Raw genomic sequence first — 18,744 nt, 5'->3', positions numbered from 1 at the left:
GCACAACTAGCCGGGCCGCCAGTGGCAGCTCATGTGCGGCGTGATCACGGTGCCGCTCGGCCGGTGTTCCTCGACGTAGGCGACGCTGCAAGTCCGAACGGCATTGGGGCCGGGATTGTAGCGTGGAATGACATCCGGTTCCGCATAATCGGGCCGGTAGATCGGCACGCGCCGCAGCCGGCGGCGTTCAGCGGCAGTGCGTTCCGCGGCATGTGGCGCCGCCTGGTCAAGGCGCGCTTCAGCCTTCGCGGACTGCGCCTGCGCCCCCGGAAGCGAGACCCCGACTGATGCTGCCAACAGCGCTGCCGCCACGATCCGTTTCATCACGCCACCCAAGCCCCTTTACCGAGGCTTACGGTCTCCCATTGCGCCGCCAAAATCAACTGCGCTGGCGCCGCCGGCGGCACTCGCGCTAAATACGTGTCATGTGGACCACAGCCAAAGCCCCCTCGCTGGCCGACATGGAGGCCATGGCGCACGAGATTTTCGAGCGCCTGCCTAACGCCTTCCGGGCCCTCTGCGAGGGCCTGATCATCCGCGTCGACGACTTCCCGACCGACGAGGTGCTCGACGACATGCAGGCCGAGAGCGAATTCGACCTGCTCGGCCTGTTCCACGGCGTCGGCCTGCCGAACCAAAGCTATGGCGACGTAGCCCGGCTTCCCAACCTGATCTGGCTCTACCGCCGGCCGATCCTGGATTACTGGGCGGAGCACGACGAGACCCTCGGCCACATCGTCCGCCACGTCCTGATCCATGAAATTGGCCATCATTTCGGGCTGTCCGACGCCGATATGGAGGCGATTGAGGAAGTTGCGGGCAACTAAAGCAGAAATGGCGCTTTTACCGCTGTCACATTCGCGATAAACAACCCGCCCGTACCCCACATTTTTGACCGGGAAGTGCATCGATGGACAAGTTCACCACGCTGGAAGGCGTCGCGGCGCCGCTGAAGATCATCAATGTCGACACCGACATGATCATTCCGAAGCAGTACCTCAAGACCATCAAGCGCACCGGCCTTGGCAAGGGGCTGTTCTCGGAACAGCGTTACAAGGACGACGGCAGCGAGAACCCCGACTTCGTCCTCAACAAGCCCGCCTATCGCAACACCAAGGTGCTGGTCGCGGGCGATAATTTCGGCTGCGGCTCGAGCCGCGAGCATGCCCCCTGGGCGCTGCTCGACTTCGGCATCCGCTGCGTGATCTCGACCTCGTTCGGCGACATCTTCTACAACAACTGCTTCAAGAACGGCATCCTGCCGATCCGCGTCTCGCAGGAAGACCTCGACAAGCTGTTCGACGACGCCGACCGCGGCGCCAACGCGACATTGACCATTGATCTGCCTAACCAGGAGATCCGTGGTCCTGACGGCGGCACGGTGAAGTTCGAGATCGATCAGTTCCGCAAGCACTGCCTGATCAACGGCCTCGACGACATCGGACTGACGATGGAAAAGAAGGGCTCGATCGACGCCTACGAGGCCAAGCTCAAGGAGCGCGCCTGGGCTTGATGCTCTAGATGAGCGATTGTGTTACGAGAGCCCCGACAAGATCGGGGCTCTTTTTTGTGAGTGAGGCGAATGCGGCCTGACGTCGTCACGTTCTGGCACGGACCGTTCGATGGACTGCGCCAGACCTGCCTGCGCTCGCAGGTGGCGGCTGGCCATAAGGTCACGGTCTACAGCTTCAATCCGATTCCCGGCCTGCCCGACGGCATCAGCAATGCCGAGGCCGATGCGGTGCTGCCGTTTTCGTTTTCAGAGAAACTGCGGCCGCCGCAGCCCGACGGCTCGTGGCGCGACTGGACCATCCTGCAGTTCAGCGACTTCTTCCGCATGAAGCTGATGGCGCAGCGCGCCGGCCCAAATGACGCGCGCCTGTGGCTCGACGCCGACGTGTTGCTGCTGAAACCGGTCGAGATCGATCCCGCAAAACCCTATTTCGCCTGGGAGCGGTCGCGGCAGCTCGGCAATTCGGTGCTGTATCTGCCACCGGATGATCCGATCGTGCGCGCCTTCGAAGAGCTGATGGAGCAGGAGGAGCTGACGCCGGACTGGCTGGCGTTGCGCCACCGACTGACCTTTGCGATGCGCCGGTGGCGCGGCAAATCAAACCGCCTGTCCGACATTCGCGTCGCGATCTATGGCCCCGCAGCCCTCACCGCGCTCGCACGCCGCGAGAGCGCGTTGCGCCACGCGCTGCCGAAGCAATCGTTCTACGCCGTGCATGCCGAACCGAAGCTGTTCTTCGAGCCGTCGGATTTTTCGAAATATCTGAACGACCCCGAGATTGTCGGCTTGCATATCTCGCCGAAGGGACGCGGCAAGGACGCACCGATTCCGGGCAGCCTGTACGCGTGGGCTGCGGAGAAGTTCGGGACGTAGTCAGAACACTACTTCCCTTCTCCCCTTGTGGGAGAGGGGAACAGGCACGCTGCGCTAATGCCCCATCGCGGCGATCGCGTCCGCGATTTCGATCGTGCGGCGCGCCATCTCGGCGTGCAGGCGCTCCACCATGCGGCCGTCGAGCTGGATCGCGCCGCGCGACGCGTTCTCCGGCTTTTCGAACGCGGCGATGATCTTGCGCGCTTCGGTCACTGCGGCCTCGGGCGGTGTGAAGATGGCGTTGCAGGCATCGATGTGGCTCGGATGGATCAGCGTCTTGCCGTCAAAGCCGAGATCGCGCGCCTGCGCACATTCCTCGGCGAATCCGTCGACATTGCCGATGTCGCCATAGGGCCCGTCGAGGATCTCCAGCCCATGCGCGCGGGTCGCAAGGATGCAATGCGTGATCATCGGAATCATCGCCGCGCGGCCCGGCTTCATCCGGATCCGGGTTTCGCGCGCGATGTCGTTGGGACCGAACACGAAGCCGGCGAGCCTGGTCTTGGGATCCTTGGATGCTGCGGCGAGTTGGTCGGCGTCGAGCACCGCGCGCGCGGTTTCGATCATGGCCCAGACCCGGATCGAGGCATTGGCGTTGCCGAGGCGATCGGCGACGGCGTTGAGATCGTCGACGGTGGAGATCTTGGGAACCAGGATGCCGTCCGGCTGCGCCTCGCCGGCCATGGCGATGTCGTCGACCCACCACGGCGAATCGAGCGCGTTGATGCGGATCAGCACCTCGCGCCTGCCAAAGCCCCTGGCAGCGACCGCCTGGGCGATCTGATCGCGCGCCACGGCCTTGGCGTCGGGCGCAACGGAATCCTCGAGGTCGAGAATGATGCCGTCCGCCGGCAGCGTGCGGGCCTTTTCCAGCGCCCGCGCATTTGATCCCGGCATGAACAACAGGCTGCGGCGCGGACGGGTCATCGGCATCTCCTGAAGGGCTCTGGATTCTTGTTTTGACGCGTTTTCTTCACGCGAACCGGTATCCACTTCGCTGGAAAACGCTATCACTCGGCAACAGTCTATTGTTTAGGCATTGCCCGGGCGTCGTTTTCCAACCCCTGCCGTATCACCTCAGGTCCCCCACCGAAAGTCTTGTTCCGGTCCTCTGCCTGTGGTTAGGCAGAGGGCATGAAATCCTTTCCGAAGCGGCTGATCGACGGCTACCGGACTTTCGCCACGCAGCGGCTACCGACCGAGCAGTCGCGCTATCGCGAGTTGTCGGAACGCGGCCAGGCGCCGGAAACCATGCTGATCGGCTGCAGCGATTCCCGCGTCTCCCCGGAAGTGATCTTCGATGCCGGTCCCGGCGAGTTGTTCGTGGTCCGCAACGTCGCCAATCTGGTTCCGGTCTATCAGCCGGACAGCGGCACGCACGGCGTCTCGGCCGCGTTGGAATATGCCGTCAGCGTGCTGAAGGTAAAGCACATCGTGGTGCTCGGGCACGCGCAGTGCGGCGGCATCCGCGCTTTCGTCGACAAGATCCAGCCGCTGTCGCCGGGCGACTTCATCGGCAAATGGATGCAGATGTTCGTCAAGCCGGGCGAGGTGGTCGAACAGCGCGCCCATGAGAGCATGCAGGACTTCGTCGTCCGCATCGAGAAGGCCGCGGTGTTCCGCTCGCTGGAGAACCTGATGACCTTCCCGTTCGTGCGCGATCGGGTCGAGGCCGGCGAGATGCAGTTGCATGGCGCCTATTTCGGCGTCGCCGAGGGCTCGCTGTTCGTGCTCGATCGCGTCGCGAAGGAATTCCTCCCCGCACAGACGAGCGAATAGCAGGTAGCTATTCGCTACTCGCCGCCGTGATCATTGCTCCAGCGGTCGGACAGCGCGAGCATGAAGGCCGAGAGCACGAACACCAGGTGCACGCCGACCAGCCAGCCGAGCTTGCTCGGATCGAACACGGTATCGAGCGACATGAAGGCCTTCAGCACCTGGATCGCCGAAATGGCGACGATCGAGGCAAGCAGCTTCTGCTTCAGCCCGCCGAAATTGATCTTGGTCATCCAGTCCGGCCAGTCCGGATGGCCGCCGGGATCGATCTTGGAGACGAAGTTCTCGTAGCCGGAAAACACCACGATCAGGATCAGGTTTCCGGTCAGCGACACATCGATCAGCGAGAGCACGCCGAGGATGATGTCGGCCTCCTTGGCCTGCGGCGCATGCAGGATGAACTCCCACAGCATCTCGACGAACTTGAAGAGCAGCACGGCGAGGCTGACGACGAGGCCGAAATAGAACGGCGCCATCAGCCAGCGGCTGTTGAAGATCAGGCTCTCGAAGCCGGTTTCGACGCGCTTCAGCTTGGGGTTGGGCCGATAGGTCGCCGGCTCTTCCGTCATGGCACGCGCCCCTGATCCCTCGATCCGTGCCCGCTGTCAGGCCGCCTTCTTCTTCGCGCTGATCAGCTTGCGATTGATCAGGACTTCCGCGATCTGCACGGCGTTGAGCGCCGCGCCCTTGCGCAGATTGTCCGACACGCACCAGAACGACAGCCCGTTCTCCACCGTCGCGTCCTCGCGGATGCGGCTGATATAGGTCGCGTCCTCGCCGGCCGCCTCATACGGCGTGACGTAGCCGCCCGGCTCGTGCTTGTCGATCACGAGGCAGCCCGGTGCGGTGCGCAGGATGTTGCGGGCTTCATCGGCCGTGATCGGATCGGCAAACTCGACATTGACGGCCTCGGAGTGACCGACGAAAACCGGCACGCGCACGCAGGTCGCGGTCAGCTTGATTTTGGGATCAAGGATCTTCTTGGTCTCCATCATCATCTTCCACTCTTCCTTGGTGTAGCCGTCTTCCATGAAGACGTCGATCTGAGGAATGACGTTGAAGGCGATGCGTTTCGGGAATTTCTTGTTGATCAGTTCATCATTGGTGTAAACGGCCTTGGTCTGCGAGAACAGCTCGTCCATCGCATCCTTGCCGGCGCCCGACACCGATTGATAGGTCGAGACCACGACGCGCGTGATGGTGGCCTTGTCGTGCAGCGGCTTCAGCGCGACCACGAGCTGCGCGGTCGAACAGTTCGGGTTGGCGATGATGTTCTTCCTGGTGAAGCCGGCGACGGCGTCCGCGTTGACCTCGGGCACGATCAACGGCACGTCGGGGTCCATGCGCCAGGCCGACGAATTGTCGATCACGACCGTGCCGGCGGCGCCGATCTTCGGCGACCATTCCTTCGACACCGAACCGCCGGCCGACATCAGGCAGATGTCGACATCGGAGAAGTCGTAATGCTCGAGCGCCTTGACCTTCAGGGTGCGGTCGCCATAGGAGACCTCGACGCCCATGCTGCGCCGTGACGCCAGCGCGACGACTTCGTCGGCGGGGAATTTACGTTCGTCGAGAATGTTGAGCATTTCCCGCCCGACATTGCCGGTCGCTCCGACCACTGCGACTTTGTAACCCATCGTTCACTCTCCGACGAAAAATGCCCGATCCCCTGCGATCGGGCGAAAGGGAAGAGGCAGCGCTTCTATGCGAGAAGACGTTTTGCGTTGAAAACGCTCGCCTATTTTGATTTGTACTAACTCGTGCACTAACAATCGCGAGCCGTTTGCGTGCCCTGGATTGCACGCTGTTGCCCATAGGCTCTTGAAGGGTCCGGATGCAAGGGATACTTCTACCCTGTCGTGAGGTCGAGAGCACCCCGCCGCACTTTGCGGTATGTGGGATAGACGTGATCACCTTGGGCAACGGGATGCAGCCATCATGGCCCCGTGGAGTGCCGTTGAGCCGGCCGCCACGGTGTCACCATGTCCGAGCCTATGTCCCTGTCCCCGCAAGAGGCGGCCGAATACATCGGCCTTTCCAAGCGCCAGATTTACAATCTTCTGACCGATGGCACCATCAAGGGCAAACGTGCTGGAGCACGCACGCTGATCCATGGGCCGTCGCTTCGCGCGTACTACGCGAGCTTGCCCGATTACATTCCGGGTGCGTCGATGCCCAATGCCCCGCATGTGCTCGCCGGCTCGCGCCGTCGCCGGAGGGCTAGGCCTTCTTAGCCTGTCGGTGCTCCGCCTCAGCCTCCACCAGCAACTCAATCCACGACGCGACAGAGCGTCTGTCGTCGGCCGCCATAGCCTCCGCCATGGCCTTGATGGCCGGCTTCACCCGCATGTTGAACGGGGCGGAACGCACGTCTTCGGCTGGCTCCGCTGTGGCCCCCAAATGCCGACCTGAATTGATGTGGGTGCCACGTCTGTTGTGGGCCAGGACCGGAAGTCCAGCTCGAATATCCTTAAACAGCAACAGTCTGTTAATTTTGACCACGCGCCTAGCGTGTATTTTGCGAGTAAAGCGTCTAAGCTGGTAGCCGCGCCTGTAGCTGCGCATACTAAACCACGCGACTATGATTGTTTGTTCCGCCGAAAGGATGCGAAATGTCAGCGGTCTTCGCAGTTATTGGCGTCGTTGCGGCGGTCTGGTCTGCTGTCCTATACCAAGTCACCTATCACGCCCTGCTCAACTCTCTTCCGGTGCAATTCCAAGACGGAGAGATATCGCGATTTGCATTTCCCGTCTATGTCTTAGAGCCTTCGACGCCACTGCCGCTGCAAACGGATTACATGAAGTCCTTAGTTGGCGGCACATTCGCATTTCTCTGCATTTCGCTCTCATGCTTTCTGTTCGGACGCCTCGATGGAGCTGTTCTCACCCTAGTTGGCTTCGGGGCAGTGGCCGTTTCGACATTCAAATCTTGGAAGACTTACAGAGCGAACTGTGATCGGCCATCGGCCCGATAGCGGACCTGTCGAGAACAATTCCGAACGAGAGACGCAACTGAAAGAGCGCTACAATCCAAGACGCTGCAAGCTTGTCGAATTCTCCGAAGTCTGCTTCGGGTCCAGGCTGTGTGAAAACCGTCAATCGCGTCATTCTAACGAGGGCTGACCGCTTCCGGTTCACCTCTGACAACAGACATCGTCCAGAGCCAGTCGGCACGTCTCATACGGACCAATAAGCGCGTCGCGCGGCGGGTGACCGTGCGACGCTGAGCCGGCTTGATGGGAGGCGACGCATGCATGTCATGACGACAGAACGCCAAGCACACTCATGGCTGAGGTCTGGTCGGTGTGTTGGCCGCCGCTCGCGATCTCGGCGACGTGCCGACGCAGTTAGTGTGCCGGCGCGTTGTCGAGTATCACTTAGATGGCCGCACGCTGCGCGAGACGGACCTCGTGATTGTCAGAGGCTACTTCCGCTGATGTCGTTCCATCTCGGAACGGTGAAAGAGCCCGGCCATCGCGCCGGGCTTCGTCTTTTCTGACCCCGTTCTGCCCCCGCGCAATTGCTAGTTGATAGCCGGATACGCGTGCGATAGTCTCCACGTTGTTCGGTTGATGGGGCGGGATGCCCAGACTGCGGATGTTGGTCATCGCGTAGTCTTCCAACGTCACCGAACCGGAATGCGAAAGCATCTCCGTAGCGCCGCAGTGTTTCACATGCCTGCCCGCTTCCCCGACATGGTCGGCTCCTCTCCTTCGTGACTGTATCACCGACGCGCGACTAGTCGCTTCTTCGCGCGTCGGTCCACTCCTCAAAAGAGGAACTCGCCCGATGCCGGGAAAACGTCTGACCATCACGCGACTTGCTTTGAGCCCATCCGGTGCGGCGGAAGCGCTCAATCTGTCTTACACAAATATCGTTTTGCCCGCGATCGAAGCCGGCGAGCTTGCTGTGTACGACGTGCGAGGCCGCAAGCGCATCGCAACCTCGGACTTAGAGACTTGGCTCAAGAGCCATCCAACAGTTTTGTCCCTCGCAAGAAAGGCCCGCACCCATGCCCATCGCTGATTTCAAAGACTGGCTTGAACTCGCTCGTGCTCGTGGCTTCGTCGAGAGTGCCCTCACACAAACTCAAGCCAGTTGGCTCGGCTATGAGGAGCGGGCCGAGGCGGAGCACATCAGCGCGTCCGAATATCTGGATCAACGGATGAACTCGCATCCGCACGAGTTGAAGCGTGAGCCCGACGAAAAGGCTCCGGAGCTTTATTCACTCGCCGCCCAGTCTGCCCATGTGCGCGAGCATGGCGAAGGCTCGCTCAAAGCCCTGATGCTCAACAACGGAATGAAGATCGGCCAAATTCGATCGAAGCCGGCGGAAGAGCAGACGCTCAAAGACGCATCAACTAATCCGTACTCACCACAATGGCGAGGAACGGCGGAAGCACGGCAAGCCAAGATCGCCGGCCTCATAAAGTCACTTGGGGCAGCCAAGACTGCGGCCATTGCGCACGCCGCACAATGCACCCTGGATGGCTCACCGCTGCGACTGACAGCCCTACAAAAACGATTTGGAGCATAATCACATGGCAAAAAATCCGAACATCATTCGCGTCCGAGGCGGAACGCTGATCGATGGGCAGCTACATGAAAAAGTCGCGACGCCGGTAGGTCCGACCTATCAACACGTCGGCTCTGACATCGCGCGCAGTGGTCGCTCGAAGCACTTCGAGGCCTCTCCAGTGACGCCGGGAATGCGGCGTGCCACGCAGGGTGACCTCCATCCGTACCTCCACGGTCAGGCCGTTCAGGATGAGACCGCCGACAAGCTCAGCCAAACCGGCCGCAGTGTCGCAATCCATGATGGTATGGGAACGCATCGCGCCTCAGCGCACGAGCGCGGCCTCGTCAATCATGTCGGAGACGCCAGCAAAGTTCTGCGCGCCGGCCGTCTCTCGCGTGACGCTGTTGCGGCGTCTGCGGCCGAAAATTTCGACGCTTCTTTCGTTCATCACAAAATCGATCGCAAGGCCACGCTGCCGGCGAGCAAGTCCCGTCGAGATCGGTGACGACGAATGCGTGCACTCCTCGCCAGATGGCTTCCGGAAAAGTCTTTCGGCTTCGCGAAGCAGCCGGGCGATAGCCGGGATATTTTCGTGCATCGCAATCAAATCGTTGAGGGCACGCCTCGCAACGGCGCGACGATCGAATTCGAGCTTCAAGCAGAGAAGAGCGACAGGCGACGCGCAAAGAACGTGAGAGTGCTGCAATGATGGGAACGCTTACCCTTCTCTCCGGCCACGCGGCTGATGACATGGGCGTATTCGAAACCGATGACGGCCAGCTTGTCGCTGTGGCCGTCGCGGATATGCCTCGGTGTGTCGCGCCACAGGTTGGCTTGCGCGCAGAATTCGAGGTCTTCGACGATGGCCTTGGTCCGATCGCGCGCCGGGTGTTGTTCATCATTCAAGGCGTCGAGCCGCCGGCCATCGCGTTTAGAAAGGCCCTGCCATGAGTGACGAGATACGACGCGGCCACGTCGTGTTCCTGAAATGGACCAATGATCAGACGCGATATTACGGCTTCATTACTCCAGTGGGCTCCAGCGGATCACGCGAGAGCAACATCTGGTTTGGGGACACCGTGGTTAAGGGTCCGATGCCGGTATACGGCGATGAGGTTGAGTTCGTTAAATTTGACCGTCCGCACCCGGTGCGAAACACGATCAATGCGCGCCTCGTCTGGAAACTTGGAGAACGTCATCATGTCGCATAAAAATTTGAAACTCAGCGCCGACGCGCGATCACGAAAGCCAGTAGTTGGCCACGCGAACGTCAAGAGCGTGCACGTCAACACGAAGCGTGTCCGGCGCAATCGTCATTTCCCGATCGACGTGAAAGATGCGCCGGCACGAGTGCTGCCGGGCTCTCCCGGGTCCGGTGCGGCTCCCGGTTCTAATGGGCCACCCACCACAGGATCGTGGATGCCGGGCACGAGTGGCGGCCCGATGGGCTGCTAGGCGTCGGGCACAATTGGGTCATGACGGTCACACGTGAAGAACCCACATGAAACACAATCAAAGAGGAGGCCGCAATGGCTGAGCAAGTAGTAGGATCGAAATTCTCATCGCAGAACAAGCCGGGTCAGAATGGCTCATCGGCTCCGTCGAGTGTGCCGACGAACGAGGTCGCCAAGTTCAACGTCCGCAACCCGGCCGCGCAGTCCGTCAAGCCGCGTGATCCTGTGATCACGGACGGTGACGCGAAGAACTGGCAAACCCGCAACGTCAGTGCCGCTCCGCTCCCGCCGGCTCATGGTCATCGTGACGTGAACGCCAGCCCGGTGAAGGTGCCACTCGGCAACAATCGCGCAGTCTCGGAACCCGCTCCGCGCGGCGCTCGTTCACGGGGGTAGAATTCGAATTGGTCGCTCTTCTGCGAGTGCTTGGGTCCGGAAGCGCGATCAGGCCGAACCGTTCTCCGTGTGCGGTTCGGCCACCTAATTAGCCGTGCAATGTACCCTTCACAAGTCAGCGCACGGCTATAGCGCTCGCACCCCATCTGCCCCGCTGGAGTGCGAGCGCACTCATTCATTGAAGAGGAGTGTCCTAAAATGTCGACAGACCACTTACCGTCCCTCTACGATGCCAGAGGGTTTCTGGACCGCGCCAAGATCGCCGCGTCCGATCTCTCCCTCTTGACCGAGCCCGAACTTTCGGCGCTCGACGAGGTAGTCGAAACGAGTGACGCGGTTGAGGCGGCCGAACTCCGGCTAGTGCAGGCACGTCGTCGAATGGCTGAGTTGTCGGCTGCTCACGACGCGGCCCACAATGCGGTGACCGCTGTGCGTGGTCCAATCGATGCCGTTGATCAGATCAAAAAGGTGATCGCGATCCACAACGGCGTCAGTCAGCGTGAGCCGACGATTGACGAACTCACCGGCATTCACGCCAAGCTCCAGTCCAAGGCGCGAGCGTTGGATGCGAAGGTCAAGAGCAAAGGCAGCACGGATGACGATGCCGCTGCACTCAAGAACCTCATGTCTGAGCTTGTCGCGGCCCGTGTGAAGCTGGAGAAGGCACAAGCGATCGAAGTCGCATCAGCGACGTATGATCAAGCGGTTGTCGATCTTGCCGAGATCAGGGTCGAGTACCACGCTGCCGACAACGCTCTTCGACCCGCCCGCGATGCCCACAGCAAATCGCTTCTGCGCTGGGATGGCTTCCGACAGCGCTTGACCCAGTTGGATTTAGCGAGGGCCGCTGCTCAGAAGACGAACGATGAGCGCCTTGCTGCCTACCTCGCCAACCCGCCATCGACGGACCCGAATGATACACCGATCTCGAAGGCCTTCGCGGCGAAGCGCGATGTCCAACGTTCTACGCGACGTGCCTACGCGCCTCCGCCAGCCGTGAGGGGGTCTCTCGTGCCTCAACCTGTCGCGCCGCGTCCTACGTCAAGTCAGCGCTCGCGGTCGTGAGTGCGGAGTGTCCCCATCATGCCGCGAGAAGTTCTGGCGATGTTTCGCGATCATCCTGCGTTTCTGGCGGCTCTCGCTGCCGGCGAGCGCACATTCGACCCGGGTCGCGCTTGCTGGAATGGCCATAAGGCTGAACGCCTTGTCGCTGGCAAGCAAGATTGCCTCGAATGCACCCGGCTCCGTCGCGCGAAGAACAGCACGCCAGTAGCGCGACGCCGTCCCGTACCCGATCACGGCACGTTCGCTGCGATCAATCCCCAACATCCGGATACTGAGAAGCACGCGACCAATGCAGCCGCCGCTCAGAAGCGTTTCGGATATCAGTCATCTCGCTTCCCGTCCGTGACCCTGAGTTGGTACGAACGCAGCGACCTCGCACGTGAGCGCAGTGACTACTGCGATCGACTTTTACGGGAGCGCACCAAATGCTGATCTCCGAAGACAAGCTTATTGAAATCTGTGAACAGGTAGCCGGCGGAGAGCTTGCGATCAGTCTTGCAGCCGAGAAGGTTGGCGTGAAGCGCAGAACCTTGTTCAACTGGCTAGAGGCCTCGAAGGCTGGCACAGACGAACGACTGAACATCCGCTGGCCCGGTGATGATCTCGTGCCCTTCCATAGGTGCCTCAGCCTCGCGCGTGACATGGCCGCTCTCGACATTCGCGGCGAGTTCGAACGGCGTTGCCTTAAAGGCACCGAGGAGCCGGTCTATTTCCAGGGTCGCCCGCAATGGAAAGAGCGAGAGGATTTGGTTGGCCTTGATGACTGGTTGGTTGAGATGCTTGGCTACCCCGATCGCTGGGAGCGCGACAAGTTCGGTCGTCGAGTTCAGCTAACGATCCGCCACGCGCCGGCAACGGCGGCCGTTATCAAATATCTCGAAAGTCGATTTAGCGACGAATACCGCTCCACCGTAAACCAGAACGTCAACGTCGGAGGCGGCCTCAACATCGGCGTCTTGTCGATGCCGGTTCAGGCGCTGCCGACGCGTGCGTCTGGACCTCCGCCTATTCCCCCGGCCCCGCGAAGGCCGATGATTGCTCCGCCGTTGCCCGAAGAACCCGTTGATGCATCGTTCACCGAGGCCGCCGATCCTATGGCTTCGACTGGCACCCCGCCGCCGGCCGATGACGATTTCTCTGTCGAGCCGCCGGCAGCACCGATCAAGGCTGAGGTCGTCATCAGAGAAGCCGCGCCAGCCCAGTATCAGCCGCGTGCTGAGGGTCCGATGTCCGACTTGCAGCGTGATCTTCTCGCACGCCTTCGTGGTGATCCTGTCACGCGAAGCGCTCCGATCGCGCCCACTGGGAAAGCTGGCAACTTCGCACAGCGCGGGGAGAAAGAATAATGAACCAAGCTCTCCGAGATCGCGGCGTCGCAGCGTGGGAATTCTACGCTCGACAGCTTCACACCGAGGCAAGCCACGCGGCGGATTTCGGCGATCTCCCGACTAGTTTGATGTTGCGGCGCTGTGCCTTCGAGGCAGAGCAGCACGCGGCCGAATGGCAGAACTCCGAACTCTTCGACAAGGTCCAGCCGTGACGAATGCAGCCCTAGTCGCCCGCCAGCAGGCGGCCCTTCTCGCGAAAGCGGATGGTGCATTCGCCCTTGACCGTACCGCACGTGCGGCGGAAGCGGAGCGGACGAACTTCCTTGCGATCCCGACACGGGAGGCCGGCAGTCCCGATCTCATAGAATTGGAGGAAGCTTTTCGCCGCTCAACTTTCGCGCCGCCGTTGCTGTTCACTTCCACCGATGAAGCGACCGGCGAGGAGACATGGGACGAAGGCGAGGGCCAGCGCTGGGCCGCTCGAATGGACTGGCCTCGCGTCCCGACACTCGACGAAGCCGCCGCCTGGGTTGGATACGAAGCCGCCACTGCGGCCCGAAAGGAATGGATGCGTCGATTTGGGCAGGATGCTGGGGCAGCCGCCGAGCAGGGCTCGTCAAAGGCGAGCGGCCGGGCGAATACACCACCCGGCCGGTCCCCGTCTCAGCGGCCTTCCTAGCGCGTTCTGGAGCGGGTGCCTGAGATATCAGAAGGAAGACAGGGCGTTAGATACGGCAGTAATATTGACTGATTATGACATATAACAGTTCTGAGGCATAAAAAGACAGCATAACTGCTTGACTTCGTTAACCATTTGGGCAAGAGTGTGTGACTTGGCGGTCCAAGGTTCCCGGCTCAGCGCCGGCAGACCACTCCCCGCCAGTCCCCCAAAACGCCAAACGGGCCGCCCTCGACAAGGCGACCCGTCTGACCAAATTAGTTGCTCAACGCGATGTTACCAGCATCCGGCGAGCGTGATGACCGTAAAGGAGACGGGCATGCAAATCACCTACGCGCACGCGCGAAAAACGTCAACGGCCAACGCGGCCTTGATCGAAAAATCTTCGAACGAATTCGCTCGCTTCGTGCTCTCGCTGCGCGTGACGCCGTCGCCGCGTGGCAAACTCATCGACACATTACAAACCCTGATCAACGCCGGCACGATCTCAATCACGTGTTGGCGCGATCTTGCGTGCCTGCTTGCACGCCGCGACGCGGGTCATCTCATCATGCCGGCGCGCGCCTTGTGGGCCGAATTCAAATCATCATTCGCTGCCGTGTCCCCGGCCAAACACCGGAGGACTGACGATGCCTAGTCAAGACAACCTGATCAACTGGAGCGGCGATCTCTCGCACCCGATCACGCCGCGTATGGTCAAGCGGCTCGGCGACACGCTCGATAAAGCCGAGCACGCATGCAGCGCCACGCAAAGCAATGGCTTGTGTGATCGGCTTTTCGTCGCAGAACAGCACTATCGCGGCGCGCTCTATGATCGCAACTTCGTCGCCAAGGTGAAGGCGGAGCGAGCCAAGCGCGTACCGAAACAGGCCGACGCATTCAAGCTCCGCGATGCCATGTGCTCGGCGCGAGCGCGCCGCGAACAGTTCGAAAAGCTGTGGCCCGACTTCGTCACCACGCGAGAGCTTATCGACGCAAGGGTTGCCGATGATCTCACCGAACATCTCTACTACGTCGCGGAAGCCAAATTCCAAGACGCGCAGCGCGAGGTTCGCGCTGACAAGCGCGCCGGCATCCGTCGCTATCCTGCATCCCGCATTTATCGTCATTGAGAAGGTGGTCCCCATGCCCAACGTCCCCGCACTGACGACGAGCCAGACGCCCGGTCCGATCGTACCGCAGGAATTGCCCGATGAGTTTCGCGACTTCGCCGGCAAGGGCAAGGATGCGATGCCAGCCAACTCGATGCATAGTTCACTCGTCGCGTTGAAAAAGCTCGGGCTCGATTGCAGCTATAACGTCTTTCGTAACGAGTACCTGATCGGAGGCGCTTCGTTCGGCGAAGGCACCGAGCTTTCCGACAACGCGGAGTTGGCGCTGCGCCACATCATCGCCGACAACTTCGGTTTTGAACCGTCGCCGGTAGTGATGCACGATGCCGTGCGTCGTGCGTGCACGATGCGAAGCTTCCACCCGGTGCGAGACTATCTCAACAGCCTGCCGCCGTGGGACGGTATCGAGCGCGCCAGCCGGCTCTTGCCCGACTACTTCATGACGGCGGATACTGCGTTCACGCGCGGCGTCTCGCGCATTCTTGTGATGGCTTCGGTGCGTCGCATCTTCAAGCCGGGAACGAAATTCGACTATTTGAGCGTGCTGCATTCGAAAGAAGGGCTCAACAAGTCGTCCGCGATCTCCGCGTTGTACGGTGAAACGTTTTACACCGATCAATCAACCATCTTGCTCAACGCGCGCGACACTGAGGAAGCGCTGCGAGGTCATTGGGCGCAAGAGATTGCCGAATTGGACGGGCTCGGCAAAGCCGATTGGGGCCGCCTCAAAGCGCAGCTTTCCCGCACCAATGATCGCAACCGTCGCGTCTTTGAACGCAATCCGACCTCAGCGCCACGCTCGTGCGTTCAATGGGCGACCACGAACGATCACACCTATCTGCGCGCGTTGAGTGGCATGAACCGCAGGTTTTTCTCACTCGACGTATTGAAGATGATCGACGTTGCCAAGATTGTCGCCGATCGCGATGACATTTGGTCGGAGGCTGTTGAAATGGAAGCCTCTGGCGAAAGCATCATGCTGCCGCAAGCTCTTTGGGCCGACGCCGCTGTAGAGCGCCAGAAGCGCACGGCACACGATCCTTGGGAAGATGTCTTGACCGATGTTTCGGAGCGCGGCGTGGAAGCCGCTCGCGCAGCGATCAAGCGCGGTGACGTTGTCCCCTATGAGATCATCGGAGATGAGGAGCGCGTTGCGTCGTCGTTCTTACTCGACACACTCTGCATTCAAGAGAAAGATCGCCAGCCGCAGCACGCGAGCCGCGCCGCTTTGGTGATGCGCCTGTTCCAATGGGAAGGGCCGACATCGGTTCGCATCGGCGGCCGAAACGTGAAGGGCTACACCCGACCAATGGCGTGGGTATAGCCCTTCACGTCGTCACTCTATGCCGGCCCTCGCCTCACCCAATCCCGTTCACGAGTTCAATGATTAGATGCTCGATTTGCTGTGAGCGGCGTCCGCGATCAGACCCCGGATGATAGCAGTTCGGCCGCCCGGTTCGCGCTTCGCCTTCTTATCGACCCATTGGAGCAAGTCGGCCGGCAGGCGGATTGTGACGGAGGGGTCGATGCCTGTCGCCGGGCGTCCGCGACCGTCTTTGACCTGATGAATTTTCGTCTTACGGATATTCCGCTTCGGATACGACTGCGGCGGGTAGCGGAGCGCTGCGCGGAGAGCCTTGCGCTCGCGCTTGTCCCCTACAAGCTGAACGTATTTGTGTTTCGGCTCGGCACCGCGACGGGTCCATTGAGCACCAGGGCCGGTCACGTCGGCGATGGAATGGCCACGACGATAGAAGCTCCGCTCATCGATCCATTCGCCCTTGGGCCAGTCTCGCCGCCGATATTGCCAGCGACCACGATGTGAAGGCCGTCCGGTACCTTGTCCGATATAAAGCCAGTTGCAGGCTTGGTAGATGGTGCCGATCTCGCCCGCCGCTTCGTCGGCGTAGGCATAGAAGATGGTCCAACCGTGATCTCGGGACGCCATCTCCAGCACGCGGGGAATGAAGTGGGACGCTGTATGCTTATGGGCGAAGTGCGCGCACGCGCCGCGCTCAAGGCAGATGGCTTTGTCGCGGTTATCCCGTCCGCAGATGTCGCGGCTCTCTTGACCAGCCGGAATGCCGAAGGTCGCGACGGCGATCAGCGTGCCGAAACCATCAAGGAGGCCGTAGCAAGCGCGAGGATGGCCGACAGTGCCCAGCCACTCATATTTGAGAATGAACGCGCGAGCTTGCTCCAGCGTGATCGGCTCGACATAGATGTAGTCGCGCGTATCGTCATCGGCACGGCCTGACGCATCCCGCGCGGCCTCGCGATCTCTGATCTTTCGTTGGTGAGCGACGGCCTCCATGCTCCGGAGAATGCCCCTGCCCGAAGCCGGCGCAAGCGATGGCCATTGCTGCGGTTAATAGGGCACTACCCGGCGAAGTTGTCACGTCACAACGGGGATAGCGATCAGCCCACGGCCCCCGATGGCCCTTGCCGGGCTCGGGGGTTTGTCACCGTGTCACCGTGGCTGTCACCGCACGGTGACAGGAAATTCTTCAATGAGATCATCATTGTCACCGTGTCACCGTTAAAACACACATATTATTCCTATATAAATTCTGACACCGGAGTAGAAAACTCGATTTTGACGGTGACACGGTGACAAACCGCCTCCGGCTACATGGTTTAGGGTTTGATCGGCACGAATTGCGCTCTAACTGCCTCAATAGTTTAGGTTTATTCATCCTCCGGGGCGCGTTAACCTTAATTATTAACCATAACAAACCCTTAACTTGAGCGTTGCTCAAGACGGCCTCGGGTCGCCAACCTTAACTATAAAGCTTAATCTGGGTTAACCCTCGCGCTGGCATTAACTATCCTGCAAGATCGCGCTTGACCCGCGCTCGACGCATGTCGGCTGCCAGAGCGCGCAGGGGGCAAGGTATGAATGTGACGTGGTTTCCTTCACGCGCGTACAGGTTGTATTGTGACATCGTTAATACCACCAGTGCATAGGTATTCGCTACCACCTCGTTATATGCAGTGATATCAGTGAGTTGCGCGTTATGTGTCATAACACCGGATATGCGCGGGGGCCGTATGGCTAACGACTGGTATTGTGCTACCGGGTATGTCCCATTTTGGGGCGCAATGCCTATCCCCCTATGCCCTATGGGTCGGACTGACCGCGAAGGTCTCCGATCGAAAAAGAAAATACGGTAGAAGTTGGGGAAAGTTCTGAAAGGGTTGTCCCGTAGAAGTTCACAACCTGCGCCGGCTCATTGCCATGGAAGGTTGCCGTCTAGGAAGTCCGCCCGCCGGAGAGCCTTCGCCAGCTCTTTGAACTCGCCGGCTCTCCGACGAAGTTCGCTCGCGTCACGTGGGCCGCTGCATTATACTCTCCCCGTGGTTGCAACCGGAGACGCGGCACCATGATTACGCAACAGCAGCTATACGCAATGTCCGAAGCTCAACCGGAAATAAAGGATGCGTTCTACAAGGTGGTCAGTGCTATCATCGATTACCGCAACGAACTGGCAGCACCATCAGGCTTGTTCGCTAGCATGCGGCGGAAAAAGAAACAGTTCGCGGCGACGTTTCTCTGCAAGGAATTCAGCGGCGGCTTCATCATGGACGGTGGTCGCAAGCTTTCCGAGGAAGAGCGACAGCTAGTCGAGCACTGGTTGGTCGAAGCGGCCAATTTTCACTCGCTCCCAAAAGATCAGCAAGAGTTAGCTCTGCGCGCACAAATCGATGCTCAGGGTGCAAGCTGAGCCATGCCCAATTTGATCGACATCACAAAAGCGCTGCGGGAACAGCGCAAACAATTGGTGCGCACCCGTCGGGACGCAACGACCCTCATTTCGAGGAGCGTACCGGGCAGCGATCTTAAAGCCGCGACGACAAAGTACCTTGCGAAAATCAATGCGGCAATTGCCAGTGTAGACGAGGCGCTAAAGTACTTGGACGAGGCGCAACCGACATCCTGTTGAGTTAAGTCTGCCGGCAGGGCGATGCTCTCCGGGTGAAGGCCGCTGCCGCCTAATGGTTTGTTCACCAGTCTCGGCGACACTT

28 protein-coding genes are annotated in these 18,744 nt (G+C 60.3%); 19 read left to right on the top strand and 9 right to left on the bottom strand.

Translation table 11 applies throughout. The features are described 5' to 3' along the window. Positions 1–6: 6 nt before the first annotated feature. Positions 7–324: a hypothetical protein gene (locus ACP2YO_RS02095; RefSeq protein WP_426438598.1), complete on the bottom strand. Its 318-nt coding sequence runs from the start codon at positions 322–324 to the stop codon at positions 7–9. 101 nt (positions 325–425) lie between these two features. Here ACP2YO_RS02095 and ACP2YO_RS02090 point away from each other — a divergent pair, with 101 nt between their 5' ends. The 3 genes from ACP2YO_RS02090 to ACP2YO_RS02080 all read left to right on the top strand — a co-directional run bounded on the left by ACP2YO_RS02090 (position 426) and on the right by ACP2YO_RS02080 (position 2,386). Further along, positions 426–827, top strand: a complete 402-nt coding sequence (locus tag ACP2YO_RS02090) for a metallopeptidase family protein (RefSeq protein WP_426438596.1) — start codon at positions 426–428, stop codon at positions 825–827. A gap of 83 nt (positions 828–910) precedes the next feature. Further along, positions 911–1,513, top strand: a complete 603-nt coding sequence (leuD, locus tag ACP2YO_RS02085) for a 3-isopropylmalate dehydratase small subunit (protein ID WP_426438594.1) — start codon at positions 911–913, stop codon at positions 1,511–1,513. 69 nt (positions 1,514–1,582) lie between these two features. Next, a complete protein-coding gene (locus tag ACP2YO_RS02080) occupies positions 1,583–2,386 on the top strand; it encodes a hypothetical protein (protein ID WP_426438592.1) in 804 nt (267 codons plus the stop codon). 54 nt (positions 2,387–2,440) lie between these two features. Here the strand turns inward: ACP2YO_RS02080 and ACP2YO_RS02075 are convergent, their stop codons facing one another. Continuing rightward, complete coding sequence (locus ACP2YO_RS02075) at positions 2,441–3,313, bottom strand: HpcH/HpaI aldolase/citrate lyase family protein (RefSeq protein WP_426438590.1); 873 nt, start codon at positions 3,311–3,313, stop codon at positions 2,441–2,443. Positions 3,314–3,520: 207 nt separating this feature from the next. On the opposite strand from ACP2YO_RS02075, the gene ACP2YO_RS02070 reads away from it, so the two are divergent. Beyond that, positions 3,521–4,165 (top strand): carbonic anhydrase, encoded by a 645-nt coding sequence (locus ACP2YO_RS02070; RefSeq protein ID WP_426438588.1) that lies wholly within the window; start codon positions 3,521–3,523, stop codon positions 4,163–4,165. 14 nt (positions 4,166–4,179) lie between these two features. Here the strand turns inward: ACP2YO_RS02070 and ACP2YO_RS02065 are convergent, their stop codons facing one another. Together ACP2YO_RS02065 and ACP2YO_RS02060 are read right to left on the bottom strand one after the other, a co-directional pair. Further along, positions 4,180–4,731, bottom strand: coding sequence for a TIGR00645 family protein (locus ACP2YO_RS02065; protein ID WP_426438586.1), 552 nt, complete (start codon positions 4,729–4,731; stop codon positions 4,180–4,182). Between the two features lie 36 nt (positions 4,732–4,767). After that, entirely contained in the window at positions 4,768–5,802 is a 1,035-nt protein-coding gene (locus ACP2YO_RS02060) for an aspartate-semialdehyde dehydrogenase (protein WP_426438584.1), read from the bottom strand. Between the two features lie 345 nt (positions 5,803–6,147). Here ACP2YO_RS02060 and ACP2YO_RS02055 point away from each other — a divergent pair, with 345 nt between their 5' ends. Continuing rightward, positions 6,148–6,399 carry a helix-turn-helix domain-containing protein gene (locus tag ACP2YO_RS02055; protein WP_426438582.1) on the top strand — a complete coding sequence of 84 codons (252 nt, stop codon included), beginning with the start codon at positions 6,148–6,150 and terminating at the stop codon, positions 6,397–6,399. 1,143 nt (positions 6,400–7,542) lie between these two features. Here ACP2YO_RS02055 and ACP2YO_RS02050 read toward each other — a convergent pair. After that, the gene (locus ACP2YO_RS02050; RefSeq protein WP_426438580.1) at positions 7,543–7,815 is read right to left on the bottom strand and encodes a hypothetical protein; all 273 of its coding nucleotides are present in this window, start codon (positions 7,813–7,815) and stop codon (positions 7,543–7,545) included. Between the two features lie 139 nt (positions 7,816–7,954). Between ACP2YO_RS02050 and ACP2YO_RS02045 the strand changes: the two genes are divergently transcribed. Together ACP2YO_RS02045 and ACP2YO_RS02040 are read left to right on the top strand one after the other, a co-directional pair. Further along, a complete protein-coding gene (locus ACP2YO_RS02045) occupies positions 7,955–8,191 on the top strand; it encodes a hypothetical protein (RefSeq protein ID WP_426438578.1) in 237 nt (78 codons plus the stop codon). After that, positions 8,178–8,702, top strand: a complete 525-nt coding sequence (locus tag ACP2YO_RS02040; RefSeq protein WP_426438576.1) for a hypothetical protein — start codon at positions 8,178–8,180, stop codon at positions 8,700–8,702. Before ACP2YO_RS02045 ends, ACP2YO_RS02040 begins: the two co-directional genes overlap by 14 nt. A gap of 61 nt (positions 8,703–8,763) precedes the next feature. Here the strand turns inward: ACP2YO_RS02040 and ACP2YO_RS02035 are convergent, their stop codons facing one another. Both ACP2YO_RS02035 and ACP2YO_RS02030 read right to left on the bottom strand, forming a co-directional pair. Further along, a complete protein-coding gene (locus ACP2YO_RS02035) occupies positions 8,764–9,000 on the bottom strand; it encodes a hypothetical protein (RefSeq protein ID WP_426438575.1) in 237 nt (78 codons plus the stop codon). Between the two features lie 6 nt (positions 9,001–9,006). Then, positions 9,007–9,132, bottom strand: coding sequence for a hypothetical protein (locus ACP2YO_RS02030; RefSeq protein ID WP_426438573.1), 126 nt, complete (start codon positions 9,130–9,132; stop codon positions 9,007–9,009). A gap of 63 nt (positions 9,133–9,195) precedes the next feature. Between ACP2YO_RS02030 and ACP2YO_RS02025 the strand changes: the two genes are divergently transcribed. Next, positions 9,196–9,393 (top strand): cold-shock protein, encoded by a 198-nt coding sequence (locus tag ACP2YO_RS02025; RefSeq protein ID WP_426438571.1) that lies wholly within the window; start codon positions 9,196–9,198, stop codon positions 9,391–9,393. Here the strand turns inward: ACP2YO_RS02025 and ACP2YO_RS02020 are convergent. Further along, positions 9,339–9,590 carry a hypothetical protein gene (locus ACP2YO_RS02020; protein WP_426443543.1) on the bottom strand — a complete coding sequence of 84 codons (252 nt, stop codon included), beginning with the start codon at positions 9,588–9,590 and terminating at the stop codon, positions 9,339–9,341. The genes ACP2YO_RS02025 and ACP2YO_RS02020 overlap by 55 nt on opposite strands. Before the next feature lie 41 nt (positions 9,591–9,631). Between ACP2YO_RS02020 and ACP2YO_RS02015 the strand changes: the two genes are divergently transcribed. The 9 genes from ACP2YO_RS02015 to ACP2YO_RS01975 all read left to right on the top strand — a co-directional run bounded on the left by ACP2YO_RS02015 (position 9,632) and on the right by ACP2YO_RS01975 (position 16,042). Then, positions 9,632–9,895 (top strand): hypothetical protein, encoded by a 264-nt coding sequence (locus ACP2YO_RS02015; protein WP_426438569.1) that lies wholly within the window; start codon positions 9,632–9,634, stop codon positions 9,893–9,895. Positions 9,896–10,213: 318 nt separating this feature from the next. Further along, the gene (locus ACP2YO_RS02010) at positions 10,214–10,534 is read left to right on the top strand and encodes a hypothetical protein (protein ID WP_426438567.1); all 321 of its coding nucleotides are present in this window, start codon (positions 10,214–10,216) and stop codon (positions 10,532–10,534) included. 198 nt (positions 10,535–10,732) lie between these two features. Further along, positions 10,733–11,599, top strand: a complete 867-nt coding sequence (locus tag ACP2YO_RS02005; RefSeq protein WP_426438565.1) for a hypothetical protein — start codon at positions 10,733–10,735, stop codon at positions 11,597–11,599. An 18-nt stretch (positions 11,600–11,617) separates the two neighbouring features. Next, a complete protein-coding gene (locus ACP2YO_RS02000) occupies positions 11,618–12,031 on the top strand; it encodes a hypothetical protein (protein ID WP_426438563.1) in 414 nt (137 codons plus the stop codon). After that, on the top strand, positions 12,025–12,945 hold the full coding sequence (locus tag ACP2YO_RS01995; protein WP_426438561.1) for a hypothetical protein: 921 nt from the start codon (positions 12,025–12,027) through the stop codon (positions 12,943–12,945). Before ACP2YO_RS02000 ends, ACP2YO_RS01995 begins: the two co-directional genes overlap by 7 nt. Next, positions 12,945–13,139 (top strand): hypothetical protein, encoded by a 195-nt coding sequence (locus ACP2YO_RS01990; protein ID WP_426438559.1) that lies wholly within the window; start codon positions 12,945–12,947, stop codon positions 13,137–13,139. The genes ACP2YO_RS01995 and ACP2YO_RS01990 overlap by 1 nt, the downstream gene beginning before the upstream one ends. Positions 13,140–13,925: 786 nt before the next feature. After that, on the top strand, positions 13,926–14,243 hold the full coding sequence (locus ACP2YO_RS01985) for a hypothetical protein (RefSeq protein WP_426438557.1): 318 nt from the start codon (positions 13,926–13,928) through the stop codon (positions 14,241–14,243). Next, positions 14,236–14,718, top strand: coding sequence for a hypothetical protein (locus ACP2YO_RS01980; protein ID WP_426438555.1), 483 nt, complete (start codon positions 14,236–14,238; stop codon positions 14,716–14,718). Before ACP2YO_RS01985 ends, ACP2YO_RS01980 begins: the two co-directional genes overlap by 8 nt. Positions 14,719–14,731: 13 nt before the next feature. Further along, complete coding sequence (locus ACP2YO_RS01975) at positions 14,732–16,042, top strand: VapE domain-containing protein (RefSeq protein ID WP_426438553.1); 1,311 nt, start codon at positions 14,732–14,734, stop codon at positions 16,040–16,042. Between the two features lie 63 nt (positions 16,043–16,105). Here the strand turns inward: ACP2YO_RS01975 and ACP2YO_RS01970 are convergent, their stop codons facing one another. Further along, positions 16,106–17,032 (bottom strand): hypothetical protein, encoded by a 927-nt coding sequence (locus tag ACP2YO_RS01970; protein WP_426438551.1) that lies wholly within the window; start codon positions 17,030–17,032, stop codon positions 16,106–16,108. Positions 17,033–18,101: 1,069 nt separating this feature from the next. Between ACP2YO_RS01970 and ACP2YO_RS01965 the strand changes: the two genes are divergently transcribed. Together ACP2YO_RS01965 and ACP2YO_RS01960 are read left to right on the top strand one after the other, a co-directional pair. Next, a complete protein-coding gene (locus tag ACP2YO_RS01965) occupies positions 18,102–18,443 on the top strand; it encodes a hypothetical protein (RefSeq protein WP_426438549.1) in 342 nt (113 codons plus the stop codon). A gap of 3 nt (positions 18,444–18,446) precedes the next feature. Further along, positions 18,447–18,662 carry a hypothetical protein gene (locus ACP2YO_RS01960; protein ID WP_426438547.1) on the top strand — a complete coding sequence of 72 codons (216 nt, stop codon included), beginning with the start codon at positions 18,447–18,449 and terminating at the stop codon, positions 18,660–18,662. The last annotated feature ends 82 nt before the right edge of the window (positions 18,663–18,744 follow it).

This window comes from Bradyrhizobium genosp. P, assembly GCF_049949265.1.
GTDB lineage: Bacteria > Pseudomonadota > Alphaproteobacteria > Rhizobiales > Xanthobacteraceae > Bradyrhizobium.
The sequence above is the reverse complement of the archived record's forward strand: the minus strand, read 5'-3'. Positions and strand labels throughout refer to the sequence as shown.

What these genes read in the sequence shown, in the direction of transcription:
- ACP2YO_RS02095 (WP_426438598.1), bottom strand. Translation starts at nt 324, where the DNA reads ATGAAACGGATCGTGGCGGCAGCGCTGTTGGCAGCATCAGTCGGGGTC.
- ACP2YO_RS02090 (WP_426438596.1), top strand. Translation starts at nt 426, where the DNA reads ATGTGGACCACAGCCAAAGCCCCCTCGCTGGCCGACATGGAGGCCATG.
- leuD (WP_426438594.1), top strand. Translation starts at nt 911, where the DNA reads ATGGACAAGTTCACCACGCTGGAAGGCGTCGCGGCGCCGCTGAAGATC.
- ACP2YO_RS02080 (WP_426438592.1), top strand. Translation starts at nt 1,583, where the DNA reads ATGCGGCCTGACGTCGTCACGTTCTGGCACGGACCGTTCGATGGACTG.
- ACP2YO_RS02075 (WP_426438590.1), bottom strand. Translation starts at nt 3,313, where the DNA reads ATGACCCGTCCGCGCCGCAGCCTGTTGTTCATGCCGGGATCAAATGCG.
- ACP2YO_RS02070 (WP_426438588.1), top strand. Translation starts at nt 3,521, where the DNA reads ATGAAATCCTTTCCGAAGCGGCTGATCGACGGCTACCGGACTTTCGCC.
- ACP2YO_RS02065 (WP_426438586.1), bottom strand. Translation starts at nt 4,731, where the DNA reads ATGACGGAAGAGCCGGCGACCTATCGGCCCAACCCCAAGCTGAAGCGC.
- ACP2YO_RS02060 (WP_426438584.1), bottom strand. Translation starts at nt 5,802, where the DNA reads ATGGGTTACAAAGTCGCAGTGGTCGGAGCGACCGGCAATGTCGGGCGG.
- ACP2YO_RS02055 (WP_426438582.1), top strand. Translation starts at nt 6,148, where the DNA reads ATGTCCGAGCCTATGTCCCTGTCCCCGCAAGAGGCGGCCGAATACATC.
- ACP2YO_RS02050 (WP_426438580.1), bottom strand. Translation starts at nt 7,815, where the DNA reads ATGCTTTCGCATTCCGGTTCGGTGACGTTGGAAGACTACGCGATGACC.
- ACP2YO_RS02045 (WP_426438578.1), top strand. Translation starts at nt 7,955, where the DNA reads ATGCCGGGAAAACGTCTGACCATCACGCGACTTGCTTTGAGCCCATCC.
- ACP2YO_RS02040 (WP_426438576.1), top strand. Translation starts at nt 8,178, where the DNA reads ATGCCCATCGCTGATTTCAAAGACTGGCTTGAACTCGCTCGTGCTCGT.
- ACP2YO_RS02035 (WP_426438575.1), bottom strand. Translation starts at nt 9,000, where the DNA reads ATGCGTTCCCATACCATCATGGATTGCGACACTGCGGCCGGTTTGGCT.
- ACP2YO_RS02030 (WP_426438573.1), bottom strand. Translation starts at nt 9,132, where the DNA reads ATGAACGAAAGAAGCGTCGAAATTTTCGGCCGCAGACGCCGCAACAGC.
- ACP2YO_RS02025 (WP_426438571.1), top strand. Translation starts at nt 9,196, where the DNA reads ATGCGTGCACTCCTCGCCAGATGGCTTCCGGAAAAGTCTTTCGGCTTC.
- ACP2YO_RS02015 (WP_426438569.1), top strand. Translation starts at nt 9,632, where the DNA reads ATGAGTGACGAGATACGACGCGGCCACGTCGTGTTCCTGAAATGGACC.
- ACP2YO_RS02010 (WP_426438567.1), top strand. Translation starts at nt 10,214, where the DNA reads ATGGCTGAGCAAGTAGTAGGATCGAAATTCTCATCGCAGAACAAGCCG.
- ACP2YO_RS02005 (WP_426438565.1), top strand. Translation starts at nt 10,733, where the DNA reads ATGTCGACAGACCACTTACCGTCCCTCTACGATGCCAGAGGGTTTCTG.
- ACP2YO_RS02000 (WP_426438563.1), top strand. Translation starts at nt 11,618, where the DNA reads ATGCCGCGAGAAGTTCTGGCGATGTTTCGCGATCATCCTGCGTTTCTG.
- ACP2YO_RS01995 (WP_426438561.1), top strand. Translation starts at nt 12,025, where the DNA reads ATGCTGATCTCCGAAGACAAGCTTATTGAAATCTGTGAACAGGTAGCC.
- ACP2YO_RS01990 (WP_426438559.1), top strand. Translation starts at nt 12,945, where the DNA reads ATGAACCAAGCTCTCCGAGATCGCGGCGTCGCAGCGTGGGAATTCTAC.
- ACP2YO_RS01985 (WP_426438557.1), top strand. Translation starts at nt 13,926, where the DNA reads ATGCAAATCACCTACGCGCACGCGCGAAAAACGTCAACGGCCAACGCG.
- ACP2YO_RS01980 (WP_426438555.1), top strand. Translation starts at nt 14,236, where the DNA reads ATGCCTAGTCAAGACAACCTGATCAACTGGAGCGGCGATCTCTCGCAC.
- ACP2YO_RS01975 (WP_426438553.1), top strand. Translation starts at nt 14,732, where the DNA reads ATGCCCAACGTCCCCGCACTGACGACGAGCCAGACGCCCGGTCCGATC.
- ACP2YO_RS01970 (WP_426438551.1), bottom strand. Translation starts at nt 17,032, where the DNA reads ATGGAGGCCGTCGCTCACCAACGAAAGATCAGAGATCGCGAGGCCGCG.
- ACP2YO_RS01965 (WP_426438549.1), top strand. Translation starts at nt 18,102, where the DNA reads ATGATTACGCAACAGCAGCTATACGCAATGTCCGAAGCTCAACCGGAA.
- ACP2YO_RS01960 (WP_426438547.1), top strand. Translation starts at nt 18,447, where the DNA reads ATGCCCAATTTGATCGACATCACAAAAGCGCTGCGGGAACAGCGCAAA.